This is a genomic window from Paenibacillus periandrae (assembly GCF_022458865.1).
Taxonomy (GTDB): Bacteria; Bacillota; Bacilli; order Paenibacillales; family NBRC-103111; genus Paenibacillus_S; species Paenibacillus_S periandrae.
Map to the genome: position 1 here is coordinate 89,126 of NZ_JAJNMU010000025.1, position 17,927 is coordinate 107,052.

The following is a 17,927-nucleotide window of genomic DNA, read 5'->3' on the forward strand; positions in this document are numbered from 1 at the left end:
CAAATTCATTTTTGATTATTCCAATCCGCATACTCCTTTTTATTATTTATATCTTTAACAATTCCTCGTCGAGCCGTTCCTTTTCTCCCTAAAGCATCAATCAATTCAGAGATCGATCTATGACTTTTACGATGTATACAACTTGAACAATGGATTTCTTTATGGTCAGAAACTTGTATTTTTCCCATAACAATTTTTCTAGCATCTTTCATTTTCGGATTATTCCAAACTTTTTTAAATCCATCATTAAACACATTTCCCATCCTATGATCATCCCCATATACATAACTACAAGTGAACATATCACCATTACCGTTAATAACTGGAGAATTCCAAAGTTCTAAACATCTATCAATATATGGTTTATCACTCACATCATTATGATCAGCTTTTCGATACAAAGGATTTTCAGGATACCATTTATCCTTATCCTCTTGACTAAGTTCATCAAGCGATAGCGCCTTAACACGAAAGCGCATACCTAAATCTTTAGCCATTTTTCTTGCTTCTTCAACTTCACTCTCATTTTGTTTCATTAATATGTATTGCCAAACCAAAATAGGATACTTACTATTGTACTTTTGTTTCATTTCATTTATCCTTTTGATCCCTTCAATAACTTTATTGAGGTCCCCCTTTTGACGGTATTTCTCATACGTTTCTTGGGTAGCTCCATCTAAACCAATAGATATCTTATACAAACCGCTTTGTACAATAGATTCGATTATTTCATCATTATAGTAATTTAAATTGCTGCTAATATGAGTACGTATTCCTTTTTTCGTTGCATGATGAATACATTTAAAGAGATCAGGATTTAGCAGAGGCTCTCCCCAATTATAGAAGGTAATTTTGTATAAATAATCCCCAATCTCATCCATTAATTTTATGTAATCCGAGAATTTTAAAAAAGCTGGCTTAATCTTCTTTAATCGTTGGCCGGTTGGACATAAGGGACAACTCAATTGACAAGTATTAGCGGAATCTATACAAATACGTGTTGGATAACCCACAACATTAGAATTTCTTAAAACATATGATTGGATGTCATTTAAATACTTGTTAAGAATACGTTTAATTTTCACTTTGTTCACATCCCGTTATATTTTTTTCGAGTAAATGGACAAATTCACATAAATCTCCTCGTCCAGTTAATCTATAAAAATTCACCTTTTTCAAATCCTCACCTACTAAAGTTAATGAATTAGTGTTGTTATCTTTTAAAGCAATTGATAATATTCCCTCTTCTGAAGGATCGATTGTGTTAAGCATTAATTCATCAAATGAATTGTCTGTCATTTTTTTGAGAGAATACCCAACTTGCTTTTCATCATACTTGATGAATATTCCGACGTCGAACAAACTATAAGAAATTGATTTTATTTTTAGGCAGTGAATTAAATTCGATGGTGACATGCGAATCTTATTTTTCTGAAAATAATCTTGATTTTCTTTATATTTATCGTAGTACTTTGTTAAATTCAAACGAGCTTCATCATTGGGTAAAAACGAAAGGACGTCTATACTGGGTCTATATGTGCTAATCCAACCCGCACAAAATAATCTTCCTTCTTTTTTCCAAACTAATGTTCGGTCAGCACTTATGAAACTGGCTTTTAGTGTGTGCATTAAATAGTGCTGAATCGTTGTCTTCCCCGCACCCTTTTCTCCCATTATAATTATAGTTTTGTTATTATAGCGTACACTACAACTATGAAGTAGACACCCCCCCTGATCTATCACATGAAGATAACATAGATGTTTTATAACTGAATAGCAGTCTTCAAGTAATTTCATATTTACTTGATAGTCTGTATATATTATTCTAGCTGTTCTATACTTGAAATTAACAATTGTAACGTTGTTACTTTCTTCATTGCAATACATTATTTCTTGAGCATCATTTAGAATCCTGTACGAGCTCAAATCAAACTCTGATTGATGAAGATAAAAAACTTCCCATTTATCTTTCAAGTCTCCATTCGTGGTTTCATTAAGATGTGGACTTAGAAATTTATTGACTTCAATGAATAAAAAAATGTTAGAACAATAAATATAAAAAGTAGTCTCTTCAAAACGATATATTTTTCGTAACGTGGATGAGTTTAGACTATTTGTCATAGTAAACCTCTAGGTTCGAATATCCCTGGAAAGTAAACTCTGTTTCTTTTGCTTAACTGAGTGAAAAACAGATTGGAATCTTCAATAACAAACTCAACGAAACGAATATCTTTATAGTGGTTTTCTATTGTTTCCAACTTATCTTTTAACTCGCAGTATACGGTAGGCATTAATAATTTTAATTCTGATATATCTTTCCAATATTCATCAGCTATATTATTCACTTCTATACCCTGCTTATTCACCATAAATTGACAATAATCTACCTTATCACCATTATAAGGATTTCTTGTGTATGCCGTTCCATAGCCAGATCTGTGATTACGGTTACCATAAACCATTGTTTGTATGATAATTGAGAAATCTATTCCCTTATCTTGAATATTTTCCAAATTATTAAACGCTGAATAAAACATCATTAAGATTTCTAGGACCTGGTTAAAAGTGGGAAGTTCTATTAGGTTTTCGATTACACACTGCTTTTTAGAAACTAACATCAAATTTTCCAATTGTATCTTATACAGATGATAATTCTCTGCATAATTCTCTGAGTTTTCCGTCTGGAATTTTTTTTTCAAACCTACGTTGATCAAACTAGAGGGCAATACTTTGTGACTGTTTTTATCCCCACACCGTATAGCAAAAAGTGTTGAGTCCCCACTTTGTTCAAGAAATTTTTTTAGATTTAAACAAGTCTCATCTGGTAAGTGATTGTATTTTAAATAATAAAATAAATTATATTCTGTGAGGATTAGTGCGTTAGGCACTCTCAAATTTAACCTTTTACATTCTATTAAATTATAAGCTTTGCTATCTTCTCGTATTTCTCTTATTTGTTCACTTAAGTTTATGGTATTTAATTCGTAAGTTAGCTTATGCAGTTCAACTCACCACCCAATTTTCAATAATCTCAATAGCAATTTGTAAACTTTTCTTATCAACATCATTTTGGGGAACATATTCTACAAGATCGAACGCAATAACATTTAATTGAAAGAGTTTTTTCAGAATATTCAACAACTCATTCTTGCTCAAACCACCAGGCACAGGGAAATTAACTCCAGGACATATACTCGGGTCTAACACATCAATATCAATTGATACATAGCAAGGCTTATTCCCCAATCTTTTAAAAAAATCCTCTAAGCCATCATGATGTAAAAACGAGAAAGCTGGATAGACCATCTCATCGATGTCACTTAATTTTATGGGGTCGTAGCGGATACCTATATGAAAAATCTCTGGTTTTATATTTTTAGTCAGTTCTCGTACAAATGTTCCTTGGTTAATCCAACCATCGTATAACCGACTCGAATCCGAATGGGCATCCAATATAACAAGTACAGGTGGTTCATTAAAATTAGACGCACAAATACGATATAAGTAATAGGTAATACTATGATCCCCTGATATGAACATAATCGAATCATTCTTTTGTATAAGCTTCTGTATAATGGGGCTTATTTCCACGAGCTGTTGATAAACATCTGCTGTCTCACTTTTATTTGAAAGCAATACCTTATTTTTCATATAATATAAATTATCAATATTTTTATTTGCTTGTATTTGTAAAAAAATTTTATTTACACCTTCGTTGGCACCTACTATATCAGCTCCCGCATCGAAAGGGATTAAAAATAAATTTTTCCTGCGCAAAATTATTCAACACTCCCTTTAAAATTTGAATGATTGCTTCTGACAACATTGGGTCGTAGACGCAGGATGAGATGTTATTAATAATTATTGTGTTGCAACGGTATAATTCTAAACTATAGATAAGAAATGTTATTAAACGTAAATTCAAAATCACTTGCGGACTCCAATTAAGAACTATTTGCTCATAATTCCCAACATCCTTATAAATCTCATTAATATGGTGGATTTGGTCGTAACTATCCGCAATCTTATCGATATTAATTTGTCCTATCTTATTTGTCAGACTAATCTGTGAATCGGATGCTTCTATTATGCAGCTATTTCTTTGGTTATCTTGTTGACCTTGTGAAGCAAGAAGAAATATTCGTTTTTTGTAAAAGGATAACTGATTATGTTTCTCTAATTGCACGATAGGGATTGTCCTTGAAATTAGTTCCTGTAATGTCTTATAAACCACTTCTGATTTGTAAATCTTTAAGTGTGAAGCAACGTAATTCACTATTAATTCTATTGAAGGATTAATTTCGAAATACAAGTAAATAGATGGCCAATCTTTATTCATAATACTAATTCTCTTATATTATTAAGACTATAAATAACTTGTTCAACATAATCTAACTCCGATGGATATAGGTTTTCGGGAAATATGTTCGAGTAATAAGACTTTACACCTTCACTTGATCGGTTTAGATTTTTCAAGATGTATGCATCCTCGGTCTCTAGTCGAATTTGGTGTCGGGGATAACTTTGATTCATTTCATATCCATTTAATCCAGGTGTGCTGATGTAAGCAAGGTGACTAATTTCGCTGTTTGTTTTGAATACTGCACGATGCAACTCACTTGCTCTATAAGATGTTTTTATTTGTGTACAATTTTCAACCACTAAAACATCAACATCTTCTCTTAAATCTAGTATTTTATTTATAGTGACTGGCAAATAACTGATAATATTTCTTTTATAGACTTCTAATAGAAGCTTTTCAAATTCGTTACCCATTGGATGTGAACCTGTATTGTTTATTGAATACAAACCATATAAAATCTCCTCTGTTAAATGCCTATTCACCTCGTCCAATGATAGTATATTAGTTATTATTTCATCTATCCTAGGTTCCGCTGTAGATATTATTGATACCTCTTTGTCAGACATCCCAAGCAATGACATTATATGCTTAGTTAATAGGGTCAATTTTTCGAAAAGGGTATTCCAACTATCTACTGCCGAATGATAATGATCTATCGCTATTTGTTGATCTACTGACTCTTTTATTTGAAAATAAATCAGGCACTTTGACCCCATTTGTTTGGCAGTGAGAAGTGGGTAAATAATATCAACTATGTCCTGTATATTTATCTTGCTAATATTAGCTTGGCAATAACAAATACACGGCCCTCCGATAATTATACAGTTTTTATCTATATCGTTTTCCTTCTGCTCTGTTACTCCAACTGCTATCCCAGAGAGGACAATACTTAGATCTTTATATATTAACGACTGCCGTGGATCAGCTAATTGATATAATGCAAATAGCTCTTCCTTGGTTATATTATGTATGCGGTGCAATAAACTATCATCATTCATATTATGAAAACCTACTTTCTGTGTTATCTGTCGCTGCAACCTAATTTATTTAGCTTGACGATAATTTACTTAAAATAAAAGTCGAAACTATGTCAATGCTCTTATCATTAACCAGATCGTGTGTGGAAAGGTATAAATATCGATTTAAATTTTTCCTCCAACCTGGGAAACACGAATCTGGTAAATATGCCAACTCACTCCTATTATTCATCTCTAAATATTGATTCACAAATTTTACTTTAAAAGGAGGATTAGTTAACGCAGTTTGGATTATATTAAAATTATGAATTGTATTTGCACTTACTATTTTATTGAACTTTACACATTCCTCTTCAGTCATAGTGTCGGGTAACTTTAAAATCATTTTATGGAAAATAGATTTACTGCCTGTCGTTGCGTCAATATAATCCCCTACATAGTTGAGCTTGCCGGTAAAGTATTTTTTGTATCTCTCAATTCTTTTATCTTTTAGAATTAATTTTTCATCAAATGACTTTAAGATAAAATAAATATAAAGGGCATGTATTTCATTCACACTAAGATTTAGACCTACACTGATAAAATTGGGATAATTTTGTGCTCCTTCTCTTGCTATCACTCTGGCTTTTTGTATAAGTTCATTATTCTTAGAAGATAAAATTCCACCGCCACCAGCGGATATAGGTTTGTTCTGACCAAATGAAAAAATTGAAAAGTCCCCTTGGTTACCAACATAATTACCTTTGATCAAGGCTCCCGGAGCTTGCGCACAATCTTCTATAGTATATATTCCAAGTTTTTTGCATTGCGCAATAGTCGAATTGAGTTCTAATGGAAAACCAAAAGGATGAACAAAAACAATGATTGAGGTACTGGGAGATACTTTATTGAACAAATCACCAATATCCATACATAAATCATCGTCTATATCAGCGAAAACTGGAATGAATCCAAGAAGAATCACACAGTTTACCATACTTTGACAAATATTTACTGGGAGAATTACCTCAGATTTCTCTTTAATATTCAGAGACAATATTGCTGTGTAAAAAGCCATTGAAGCAGAGGTTACTAACACTGAATTTCCTAAGTTAAATCTTCTTTTGAAATAATGTTCAATATTTTTCACAAGATGACTGCCTTCAAAGTCATAATTCAGTAGTGGTTCCATTTCCTTTATGAAACTTAATATTTCTTCAGAATTTTCTTTGAATTCAGTCAACTGATTACCTCCTTCCTTTTGAGAGCATCAAACATGCCATTCATTCTAATGTTTTGACTAGTTTCAACGCACCTCCCTGCCAAATTTCAACATATTCCTTCTCTAGAACAAATCCATTTTTTTGATAAAAAGCTATAGTCGCTGTATATTGGGGATTATTATTTGGTTTTACAGTGAAAAGTTCTACTTTTTTATAACCATTAATAAACAAATAATTAAAGAACTGTTTTAATAGCTCTGAGCCGTAACCTTTGTTGTGTTCACTGGGGTCTGTTCCCATAAGACTTATCCTTATACTGCCTTCGTAGCTTGTAAAAATAATAAATGATTTCAATTGATCTTCTCTTTCAAGGCAAATAACATCATGAAACTTTAAGTCAACAAGAGTATCACTAATAACATCCTTAGAAAACCACCTATCAACCATTCTTTGTGTTATATCTAAAATCTGCTGTTCAATCCTATGGTTATTCAAACCCGGACGTTGATATAAAGTTATTTCATTATTCATGGGAAACCACCTTTAGATGATAATTACATTCTTAGTTTGTAACTATTTCGCATTCAATAAGGTAATTCAATCGACTTGAAAGTTAAAATTAAAATCATCCCAGATAGATAAAGGTATTACAGTAGATGCTGCCGGACTTCACTTCATGTGATATATTATTCGCTATTTCAAAACAATGGTATTAATAACTATGTAAGAAATAATGTTGTTTTAGGTGATTACAACGTGATTGGCGTAAAGAGATGTCCATATACTATAAGTAATAAGTAATAGTAGTATTATATTAATAGCATTAAAATAGGAATTTACTTTGTATAAGATTTATCTTTGGAAAGACTTTTTCATGAATTAAAAGCATAACGACATGAGGACTGGCCCGGTAAATTGTATCACATGATCTTCAGTAATTTTATAACTAATTATATGATCTGAAAGATGGTTTCACATATTTTTTCTTTTTACTCATATTCACCCAGCAAATTGTAACTCATTAAGTCGAGCATATTAACTAAAGTGGTCTCTAGACTTAAGTTAGTTGTATCCAACGTATAGTCAAAACCACCGGGTCCCATTAATCTGAAAACTTCATTAAGCTCATTTATTCGTTGTGCTGTCATAAGATCCATTACTGAACGAGAATTATTACGTTTTTGATTTTCACTAATTTCGCAATAAAGCATAAAAGATACAATATTCTGATCATGAATCAATAATTGTTTATATGCTGCCTCATACTGAGTTCTTGTCTCATACACGCCATCAATAATAATATATTTAAATCCATATCTTCGATAATTTTTCACCATGTCTGCGATGTTCTCATCAGTCAATGCTAGGTACTCTTCAGTAATTTCGTCAGCCCCGATAAAGTTATAAACTTCATCGTAATTAATATGAACACTGGATTTTAGTTGTGAGGCCAAAAGAGAACAAACAGTAGTTTTCCCGACCCCTGAAGGGCCTGTAATAATAATTATCATTTAAACTCCCTATGTCGTAAATTTGAGGAAGACAGTTCCGACTTAGGATAACCTATCCCAATTAAAGTGTCTTTAGTTTCATCAAATATTGTATGTATTGTGTATATATTTCCACTCGTTAATAATGGTGATATTGGGAACCAAGCGGTTCTCTTGCTCAGTTCTTCAGAAATTGGACAATCATTCAATTGATATGTTGCATTTGTATAAGGTATACCACTAGAATGCCATGAACTTTTCATTCTAAAAGTCGTATATGTTGTCAATATTTTATCGCAATATTTATCCATTTCCAGGTTTCTCTTTTTACATTCTTGTATAAAGGATTCACACATTGAAATTGAGTGAAATACAAAACATATACTGACGGGAACTGGATTTGCTTTAGGTGGAAAATTTCTCAGATTATAAAATGTCACATCAATTCCTTTCACTAATTCACAATATAATTCGCGTTGTTTTTCAATTATGATATGGCTTTTTTTTAATTGTTCTAATGCAATAGCGCTTTGTATCTCAGTTATTTTAAAGTTTTCACCGAAACTACACTCAGGATCATCCCATATTGGATAGCCGTTATCAATCCGTTTCCCTCCATTATCATGATAACGTTTTGCTCTTTCAAACCCGTCTTTAGATTTACAGATGAAGATTCCCCCTTCTCCACATGTTATAATTTTGCCAGCCTGTAGGCTAAATGCTGCTGCATCACCGAGTGTACCAACATAATAATCATCATACCGAGCACCGAAGGCTTGAGCTACATCTTCTATTACATAAAGCCCATGTTTTTTTGCTATGTCCAAAATAAGATCCATGTTGCAAGGGACGCCTTGTATGTGTACCGCCATAATGGCTTTCGTTTGAGGAGTTATCCGCTCCTCTATTTTTTTGCAATCGACATTCATACTTTCATCAATTTCGAGAAAATTAGGGATAGCGCCGCAACTAAGAACCGCACCGGCAGATGCGATAAATGTGAAAGCGGGAATCAGTACTTCATCACCTGGTCCAATTCCAAGTGCGACGCAACACAACTTAAGAGCAGCAGCCCCTGAAGAACAAACTAAGCTATTTTCAATACCAAAAAAAGAATTTAAACTTTCTTCTAAAAATAAACTTTTATTCAACAACCTTGGACCATCATATCTAAACAAAGATTTAGACTTTAAAACTTCAATGACTGCATTCTCCTCTTCTTGGCCGATGTAATGAGTACCAATAAAGTTATCACTAGGTATAATATTCATTTTGCCTACTCCTTTTAAGAATTTCATTTACCACTGTGTCAATTCCATTGGGCTTTAGACATGATACTATTTTTTGTCGTTCTTCCCCATAATTACAGTATGCATGAGGTTTCATGAAAAAATTTTTTATATGATGCGCTACTTCTTTTTGCGCCCTCTCAGACTCAAGAAAATATTTCACATTCTGGAGGACTTGATTGACACCCAATTCTTCTTTCGCACATCTATCAACATGATGGCCCCATTCAAAGTTTGACCAATTGATTTGATCAAAAGCAGTTGAATATTTTTTGTAATCCTCTATTTGCCAAAATTGACTAAAATTAATAGGTGGGATAAAAAGAACTGGCACTGTTTGGTTTAAGACTTCGAAAAAATTTCCTAGACCGGGCGAAAGAACAATAGAAGTAGATTCGTTCAGTTTTTCTAGATATTCTTCATTGGAGAAAGTACAAAATGATAGTAAAGACAATTTTGTAGTCCTAGACTGCAATTCTTTGATCAGCCCACTACCACCACAAACAAGAATCGAACTAAATGTTTCAGTAGTAACATCCAAAATCTTTGACAACAGACATTCATAATAGTCATAGATTAAATGCTTATCTATCATAAAAGACTCTGCGCCGCCAAAATTAATTAAAAGTTGATTTACTTTATTATTGTTTTTTATCGATTCAGAATGTGCCACTTGTCTGAGGGGACCGACAATCTTTAATCTTCTAATACTATTCTTAAATCTTGATAAATTAGATGAAATATCCAAAGATTCTGCAATAAAATAAGTATCTACCTCCCCTAATTCTTGAGGAATCTCATCCCACATCCAAAAGAGGTTATCAATATAAAACACCTTTTTTCCGGCCTTCACCCCATAAATGGCTCCTTCAATATTTTCTGAAGAGACTATGAAGCTAGCTTCGTTAAATACTCCATCATGTTTTTTTAAATCCGCCGATGAGAAGGTGTCACACTCCACATATTCATCGAACAATTCAGATAATTTAGCCTGTTCCATTGACACCCCAGAACCTAAAAAAGAAAAAGTTCCTACCGTTCTTCTTTTTAATTTCTCTATGACATTTAAACAGGTGATGATAGGCCCGTATCCAAATGACTCTGCTGTAACCAGAATCTTCATGTTAACAACATTACCTCCTCAATTGTTCTGTTAAACAGTACATTCGCTCGGTCACAATTTTTCTTGCAAATCATATACTGATGTTCCAACTTATGCCGCAGATTTTGCATCGGCACATCATTCCAAATTTCTGTGAATGTTTTTTCATTTAAATTACCGCAATTGAATAATTTGGGGCTTCTATGTATTGTGCAATCACAAGGATAGACTGACGCCGTTGGGCAATCAATATAACTCGCATATTGTGGGTAATAGCATTTGAAATTAGTATTTTCCCACCTTTTTTTTGTCATACCATCTAAATTTTCATCAATACCAAAAAAGTTAATTCCATCATAGAGAAACTCAACATGTTGTTCTACTGATAATTTTTCATAGTCTTTTAATGAATTATTATATTTTTCAATTTGCTGATTGGTCATTTCAAGCTCAGGACAATCTTTTATGAGCAAAGGATTAAAAAAATCGAAGGGTATTTGATCTTTAAGTTGTAACATATTTGAAAAAAAGTCGATATTATTTTTATTTAAAACGTGATTTATTACAATTTTAGCTTTCGGAATCGCTTTCTTAAGAGAAACAATATTTTCGGTTGCTCTCTTCCATAATCCAGGAACGCGTCTAATTTGATCATGAATTTCAGCAGTATGTCCATCAATGGAAAAAAAGATGTGATTCAAATTATAATTGGCAAGCTCGGAAATTTTGCGATCATCTAAATAAAAACCATTTGTGGTTATTGCAAATTTCATTCCCAGATTGGTTATTTTACCAAAATACTTCCATATATCTTTATTTATTAAAGGTTCTCCCCCACCTATAAAATGGATATATTTCGTTCCTAAACTTTGAAGTTCATCTAACAACACTTCAACATCAACATGACCCTGTTTATACCTTTGTTCATGTACATCACAAAAAACGCAGTTTGCATTGCAAAAATTACTTAATGAAATATATACATAGTAAGGAGTACCTTGAAATTGTTTCATATTAGTTAAATCGTCTGTTATTAATTTCTGATACAATGTAATCCTCCCTTTTATAGATAATGGTACTATCCGAGTTTAAAATGATTAATATTCACGATTTCATTTTTCTAGGGGATAATCTCCTCTACCAAATGGACCAGCATATCGATTTAGAAAACCTTTTTTATTTCGATATAATTGAATGGAATCCAGTGAAAAATCTTCATTCGTACCTTTGTAATCACTTAACGATTTGCTGGCCACATCATTTATTGTTTCTAATACCTGCCCGAGAATTGTCTCGTTATGAGCTGCACTGATAAAAGAATTATCATATGCGTAGAATAAAATACCTTTACTTGCCATTTCAGTGTAAAAAAGTGATTCCATTTGTAAATTTTTGCACCAGAAACGGAAACTACCACCACCAAAGAGTCCTTGTATTCCTATTTCGTGTTCGGTAAAAATTTGATTTAATTCTTTAATAAATTTCTTTCCTATCAGTTCTATTTTGTGATTTATATTTTCTTTTTCCAAAATGCTAATTGTAGTTAGTGCAGCGGCTAAGGGGATAACTTCCGTATCATAAGTTCCAGCAGTATGAATGCGCTGATTTAACTCCATGATTGCTTTTTTGCCAACCACTGCAGAAATCGAATACCCGTTTGACATGGCTTTACTGAACACCGACAAATCTGGATCTAAGTTATATTTCGCTTGAAATCCACCTAGAGCTACTCTAAATCCACTTTTCACTTCATCTAATATGAACAAAATACCATTCTCTTTACACACTCGCTGCAATTCTTTATAAAAAATAGAGTCAAAATATCCATCTTCTGGAGTAACAATAACAGCACATGTATCATCGATATAATCGTGAAGCAGGGACTCTAGGAGATTCAAATCATAATTAAAATCAATAAGATGGCCAACCTCTTTAGAATTTACTCCTAAATTACTCCAATCATGCCAACCATGGTAACCACTACTAAATATCATATTTTTACCAGTAAATTCTTTAGCAATTCTTACCGCAGCAGTTGTAGCACAAGATCCTGTTTTATAAAATAAAACTCTTTCTGCTGTGGGAATTTTGGTTTTTAAAATTTCTGCCAACTCATTATGAAGCACATTGCCCATTGGAAAAACATTGCCAAGGCGAACCTGTCGGATGACAGCTTCGTCAACTTCTGGTCTACAATAACCTAAGATGTATGGACCCTTTCCCATTATAAAATCCACATAACGATTATTGTCTAAGTCCCAAACGTGAGCACCTTTACCCTTACTAAAATAGTAAGGATACTCACCGTTTCCAATAATTTTATGCATACCTTTAATTCCTTCAGGAATCAAATCCTGAGCCCTATTGAATTCATCATTGGAACGACTATAATTATAATTCATTTTCAACTCTTTCCTCCTGTCATATACTAATATGCATGGCACCGATTTACGATTGATTTTCAATATGATTCCTTTTTTGTGATATTGACTTACATAGACAATTTGATATCTTTCTCTAAATTCAGATAATGAATTTCTTCCACAGTCAATTGTATATCGATCGCTTGTACACTTGAACGAAGTTCCTCAACAGAATGAGGCCCGATTAGTGCACATGTTGGGAAGCTCTGATTCAAAACATAGCCGAGGGCAATAGTATTTGCTGAGGCTCCCTTGATCTTTCCAAGAGTTTCTGCTCTATGATTTCTCTCCCAGTTATCATCACTATAATACACACGTATCATATTCGAATCGCCATTGTGAGGATTATATCGTCCTGTAAAAAAACCTCCAGCTTGGGAAGACCAGGAGAAGACAGGAAGTTGTGTACTTTCATACCAAACCATATCCTGTGAGTCGATATGAACACATCCAGCCCATCGTGGTTCATTTGGCTTAGCTAGACTAAAGTTTGGACTGCTACATACCAAACCTTGGAGACCATGAGATTGAGCATAATTATTGGCTTCATGAATTCGTTCGGTAGTCCAATTTGATACACCTATCGCGCGACAGTATCCTGCCTCCAACTGTTTATTTAATGATTCCATTATGTATCCGACTGGTTGATTAGGGTCATCTTTATGTAACATAAAGATATCCACGTAATTTGTCTGCATCCATTCAAAGGTATCATGCAAGTCTTGTTCTATGTCTTCCAATGTCACACGATTGTTACCTTCATCATCTGGGTGACCACCCTTACCAATAATCATAATTTGAGATCTATTCTTACGTTGTTGTAACCAAACCCCTATAGCACGTGAACTACTTCTTCCATAAACATGTCCTGTATCAATACAATTACCACCAAATGAAACAAAATCATCCATAATTTGTATCGAGTTATCCAGTTTCTCTTCACTAAGCATCATAGAACCTAAAACAAGTTGCGAGCAGTTAATTCCGTCTACAATTGGTATTTGTTTCATATATATTTCATCCTCCTAATATTTTCACAGTATAATAACAGTGGCTAGTCAGTGCTGTAATTAGACGCATTTACGCTTTCCCATAAGTTGTTATTTATCTTGTAGCGACCTTAAAATTTTGGCGCTTTTCAAATTATCTTGCCGACTATAGCATTCAAACAAAAGTGGCCGATCAGATAAAAGATATTGCAAAATTTTTAATAATACTATTTTAGAAGAATCATCTAGTGGCAAATGGCTGTCTTCATATTTATCATTCCAATGCAAATGGAAAGCCAAAATTCGGTCAAAAACTTTTTCAATAAATTGATTAACGGTGTTTGATTCGCATTCTAAAATTCTAGCGTGCCCAATATCGAATAGCATTTTTAATCTTTCGGATTTTATATGGCTGAAAATATATTCGAATTCCTCCTTACTATCACCCAGACGAGTTTTAGCAAAAGAAGGCGGACAACGAGGTAGATTTTCAATTGCAATATTAATTTTAAGATTTTTAGTTACTTCCAAAATCTCATGCAAAGTTTCAATCACAAGGTCAAGTCTATGTTTCTTCTTATCAATCCTTTCACTAGAAAAACCAGCGGTTCCCAAGTGAATAGTCACCCACTTAGCATCAATATATTCACCACAATATAGTGTTTCTATAACTATATCTCTCGAAACATTACGTAAGCGTCTAACTTTTTCACCTAAGTTAATCCCTTGGATTGCATGCAGGCTTAAAGAATAGTTCTTTTTGGAAGAGGTTTCTTTTACCTTTGTAAGATAACTATGATCAAACATATATGATTCAGGGGAGACATCTGATGAATACAGCTCAATATGCGTAAAATCTAGATTCTGCTCTGATTCCAAGAATTCTAGCCAATCCCCTTGAATTTTTTGACAAATACCATATATCATATGTATCTTATACCTCATTATTTTTTATTTTGCCTTTGGATAAAAGCATTTAAAAAAACACTTTTTGTATTGACATCTACGACGGGGGTTTCATACATATATTTGTTGATGGCAAACTAAGGCCCCCGTCTGAATGAGCAATTTAACTTACTCTGATCGCTCGATTTGTAAATATAACAACATTATCTACCACCATCGAAGTAAGTTCATTAATAGATTTATCATTAAAATGAACATATTCTACATTGGTGACTTTATGTAAACCAGTTATCATAGGTGTGTACTCCTGATCGTCGTGTAAAAAAGCAATTATTGGCTTTTTCATTGAGGATGCCCAGCCGAGTTCAACATGAACCCCACCTGAAATAGGTTTCCATCCTGGGAAAGCAACCACAAGGTCAGCTTTACACATTTCCATGTGGTCCAAATTGGTGGCAACATCAGGTGTCATCAATTTATCCCCAAATTCTTCACGTAATTGCGCTGAAAAAACGCTATGACCCTTGTTGGTGAGAGCATTGATCGTATTAACCAAAAAATCTTTCATATTTTCATCAAATATATTATCTTCGGTAAGCAATTTGGTAAATGGAAAAGCAAGAAAAATTCTCATTTTTTATTCTCCCTTAGCATTTGTAGTAGTTGGCATTAAATGATTTAAGTAAGTATTTAAATGACGCGAAAACTGATTACATGTAAAACACCTCCTTATCAAACTAAATGGTTTTGAATGGTTTAAATTATTTAAATGACCAAATGTTTATATAGTATGGTCTTTGATTTTATAAAACGCATTTAAGATTATTACCTAACGAGTAGTCAATCAATCATCTTCAACGCCTCCTCTCCTGCTTTGGTAAGCGTATAGGTAGCTTTGGTTTGGTAAAGCTGAAGTTCATCCGTTTGAGCATCGTGCTGATTTCACGTACGCATAGTGTCTGGCCACAACTCCCGCTGAATGCACTTGGCTACCTGAGGCAGTGTCCAATGTATATCGGGCCTCAAAACCAATATCAGCATGTGCTGATGCCTCCACATGATTTCCATTTGCTGTTGTTGTTCATGGGTTAGTTTAGGAGGTTGCCCTGGTGAATGATCCATTCCCTAGCCTGCGATACCTTCTTCCTGATAGCTTTGGCAATAACTGCTGATGGTCTGGTAAACACATTGGGCAACTGAACGATCTTGGTAAACGAGTGGCTTTCCAGTTGCAGGAACCTCAGGAATCTATCGCATTAACGTTTCTTTTAAGTGTCTTTCATCGCTTTATTTAAGCTTTGAATCTCATCTTTAATCTTATTCATATTCATCACTACCTAAGGGTCTTTTTAAGAAATCAACCCATTTAACAGTGAATTAATTTGTCAAATGCACCTCATATAATAATAAAGGAACTCATGCTTTTACTAAAACGAATGAGAGATTACAATATCATAGAAGATCTTAGCAAAATTTTCTGATTATCAGGTCTGATTACCTCTAATAATCTCTATAGGGATAACAACACTTTCCTTATCTATATTATTCCATATTCTTTTTACATTGAGCATCACAGAGAGAGAATGATTACTTGGTGAATGGTTTGGAAGTTTTGACCAAGGAACTATAAAACGAATGCTATGTCCTTTTTCATTTTTTTTCATTTTAATACCATCTTTATCTACAATTATTCCTTTTATCTCCTGTTTTTCGTTAATATAACACCATTCAGAAAATAGTGGAGTCCCAAAATTAATTCTTACATATTCATTCACATATAGAAGATCATCCATTATTAATATATTAAAAGAAATATTTTCTGAATCCCAATCTATAGTAATTTCAATTTCTAATTTTTTTATTTCTTTTGACCAATGTATAACTCTAGCTAAATTTTTATTCTTGTCCTTAGAATATGTACTATAAATGTTTTTTTTATTTAATGATGAAGTGATTATTTCATTTGCCCCAATATGATTTACAATAGCATCAATATTACGGTCTAGAAGCTGATAAGGATTGTTTAACGATACCCAAGGCCCCCAAATTATTCCCACCATTTTTTGAGGAAATTGTACCCACTCTAATCTCTCTTCGCTAAAATTAAAGCTTGGGAGATTGCAACATTCAAAAAAAGCGATTAGTAGATGCCTGACAAAAGATACCGCTACCTTTGCATCGTATTTTTCTATTAATTCAAGTAATTTATTTTTATCAAATTTTTCATGTTTGCATAAATCATTAATTTCAGCTAATTCACCTAATCTTAATAAGTCAACTTTATATGGCTCCCATACATAATCCTTAAAAATATGTGCGCATAAAATTAATATCAACATACAAGGTTCTAATATCTTAATGTTATTTGTATCTACTGTAATACCAAAGGTTGAATTTTCGAGTAAATCGTTATAGTAAATTTTTGTAACTCTAAGTTCTTGATTTTTTTGAAACCAATAACCTTGAAATTGATCAGGTAAATAATCTTTTTGTTGTTGAACGATCTTTGGATAACTAAGGACCGGAAAATAGTTATGAACATCCATAACAATATTATTTCTAATCATATTGCCTATTTCATGAGGTGACAGAAACTCATTGGTATCAACAAAATTTATTGATGATAATCCCGCTTTTAGTAATTGAAATTCATTACAAAATAAATCTATATCTGTGGAATAACGAATACTTTGACTTTCTCCGGTTAATGCATAATATGAGAAGCCCTTAATTACAATGTAAGATGAATTTCTGGAATCTATTACTTCATTCAGCTCATTTAATACTTTCATAAAATTCCTATTCCTTACCTCTATGTCATTTTGAAAATTACTCAATTTCTCTATTAATTCATTACTAAATTTCTTTGGATAATCACTCTTCATTCTTTTCAGAAACCTACCTATTACACGTTGCTCTTTTAGTACTTGAAATAAGATGTCGTCATCAGTAATGTTGACCTCATTTATATCCTGCGTTCCACCAACAGCCCATTTAGCAATTTCGTAATATTGACTATTCTCAATTTTCATATGTCACCTCTTATGCATATATTATTGAAAGTAAAAAATCACTAGCATTGCATTAAATTCGTCCATCATATTATACATATATTTCCATATATTATTATGCAAAAAAGTTGATCTCCTCAGAGAGGTAGCGTGTCCATTGTGTAATCTATGTAAT

17 protein-coding genes are annotated in these 17,927 nt (G+C 32.9%); all 17 read right to left on the reverse strand.

Annotation, left to right across the window (positions count from 1 at the left end):
• Nucleotides 1-5: 5 nt before the first annotated feature.
• Entirely contained in the window at nucleotides 6-1,085 is a 1,080-nt protein-coding gene (locus tag LRL21_RS46445) for a radical SAM protein (protein WP_240420345.1), read from the reverse strand.
• Nucleotides 1,075-1,974 (reverse strand): hypothetical protein, encoded by a 900-nt coding sequence (locus LRL21_RS34485; RefSeq protein ID WP_240420346.1) that lies wholly within the window; start codon nucleotides 1,972-1,974, stop codon nucleotides 1,075-1,077. The genes LRL21_RS46445 and LRL21_RS34485 overlap by 11 nt, the downstream gene beginning before the upstream one ends.
• 143 nt (nucleotides 1,975-2,117) lie before the next feature.
• Nucleotides 2,118-2,894, reverse strand: coding sequence for a hypothetical protein (locus tag LRL21_RS34490; protein WP_240420347.1), 777 nt, complete (start codon nucleotides 2,892-2,894; stop codon nucleotides 2,118-2,120).
• A gap of 109 nt (nucleotides 2,895-3,003) precedes the next feature.
• Complete coding sequence (locus LRL21_RS34495; protein ID WP_240420348.1) at nucleotides 3,004-3,777, reverse strand: arginase family protein; 774 nt, start codon at nucleotides 3,775-3,777, stop codon at nucleotides 3,004-3,006.
• A complete protein-coding gene (locus LRL21_RS34500) occupies nucleotides 3,731-4,339 on the reverse strand; it encodes a hypothetical protein (protein WP_240420349.1) in 609 nt (202 codons plus the stop codon). The genes LRL21_RS34495 and LRL21_RS34500 overlap by 47 nt, the downstream gene beginning before the upstream one ends.
• Nucleotides 4,336-5,361, reverse strand: a complete 1,026-nt coding sequence (locus LRL21_RS34505) for a hypothetical protein (RefSeq protein WP_240420350.1) — start codon at nucleotides 5,359-5,361, stop codon at nucleotides 4,336-4,338. The genes LRL21_RS34500 and LRL21_RS34505 overlap by 4 nt, the downstream gene beginning before the upstream one ends.
• 49 nt (nucleotides 5,362-5,410) lie before the next feature.
• Nucleotides 5,411-6,562, reverse strand: a complete 1,152-nt coding sequence (locus LRL21_RS34510; protein ID WP_240420351.1) for a DegT/DnrJ/EryC1/StrS family aminotransferase — start codon at nucleotides 6,560-6,562, stop codon at nucleotides 5,411-5,413.
• A gap of 40 nt (nucleotides 6,563-6,602) precedes the next feature.
• The gene (locus LRL21_RS34515; protein ID WP_240420352.1) at nucleotides 6,603-7,073 is read right to left on the reverse strand and encodes a GNAT family N-acetyltransferase; all 471 of its coding nucleotides are present in this window, start codon (nucleotides 7,071-7,073) and stop codon (nucleotides 6,603-6,605) included.
• 458 nt (nucleotides 7,074-7,531) lie between these two features.
• Nucleotides 7,532-8,053 carry an AAA family ATPase gene (locus tag LRL21_RS34520; protein WP_240420353.1) on the reverse strand — a complete coding sequence of 174 codons (522 nt, stop codon included), beginning with the start codon at nucleotides 8,051-8,053 and terminating at the stop codon, nucleotides 7,532-7,534.
• Nucleotides 8,050-9,303, reverse strand: a complete 1,254-nt coding sequence (locus LRL21_RS34525) for a DegT/DnrJ/EryC1/StrS family aminotransferase (RefSeq protein WP_240420354.1) — start codon at nucleotides 9,301-9,303, stop codon at nucleotides 8,050-8,052. The genes LRL21_RS34520 and LRL21_RS34525 overlap by 4 nt, the downstream gene beginning before the upstream one ends.
• On the reverse strand, nucleotides 9,287-10,444 hold the full coding sequence (locus LRL21_RS34530) for a hypothetical protein (protein ID WP_240420355.1): 1,158 nt from the start codon (nucleotides 10,442-10,444) through the stop codon (nucleotides 9,287-9,289). Before LRL21_RS34530 ends, LRL21_RS34525 begins: the two co-directional genes overlap by 17 nt.
• Nucleotides 10,441-11,472: a radical SAM protein gene (locus tag LRL21_RS34535; RefSeq protein WP_240420356.1), complete on the reverse strand. Its 1,032-nt coding sequence runs from the start codon at nucleotides 11,470-11,472 to the stop codon at nucleotides 10,441-10,443. Before LRL21_RS34535 ends, LRL21_RS34530 begins: the two co-directional genes overlap by 4 nt.
• A 63-nt stretch (nucleotides 11,473-11,535) precedes the next feature.
• The gene (locus tag LRL21_RS34540; protein ID WP_240420394.1) at nucleotides 11,536-12,825 is read right to left on the reverse strand and encodes an aminotransferase class III-fold pyridoxal phosphate-dependent enzyme; all 1,290 of its coding nucleotides are present in this window, start codon (nucleotides 12,823-12,825) and stop codon (nucleotides 11,536-11,538) included.
• 89 nt (nucleotides 12,826-12,914) lie between these two features.
• Entirely contained in the window at nucleotides 12,915-13,856 is a 942-nt protein-coding gene (locus tag LRL21_RS34545) for an aldo/keto reductase (protein ID WP_240420357.1), read from the reverse strand.
• Nucleotides 13,857-13,946: 90 nt separating this feature from the next.
• Nucleotides 13,947-14,762 (reverse strand): sugar phosphate isomerase/epimerase family protein, encoded by an 816-nt coding sequence (locus LRL21_RS34550; RefSeq protein WP_240420358.1) that lies wholly within the window; start codon nucleotides 14,760-14,762, stop codon nucleotides 13,947-13,949.
• A gap of 142 nt (nucleotides 14,763-14,904) precedes the next feature.
• The gene (locus LRL21_RS34555; RefSeq protein ID WP_240420359.1) at nucleotides 14,905-15,375 is read right to left on the reverse strand and encodes a nucleoside 2-deoxyribosyltransferase; all 471 of its coding nucleotides are present in this window, start codon (nucleotides 15,373-15,375) and stop codon (nucleotides 14,905-14,907) included.
• 850 nt (nucleotides 15,376-16,225) lie between these two features.
• Entirely contained in the window at nucleotides 16,226-17,773 is a 1,548-nt protein-coding gene (locus LRL21_RS34560) for a nucleotidyltransferase family protein (RefSeq protein ID WP_240420360.1), read from the reverse strand.
• Nucleotides 17,774-17,927: the final 154 nt, after the last annotated feature.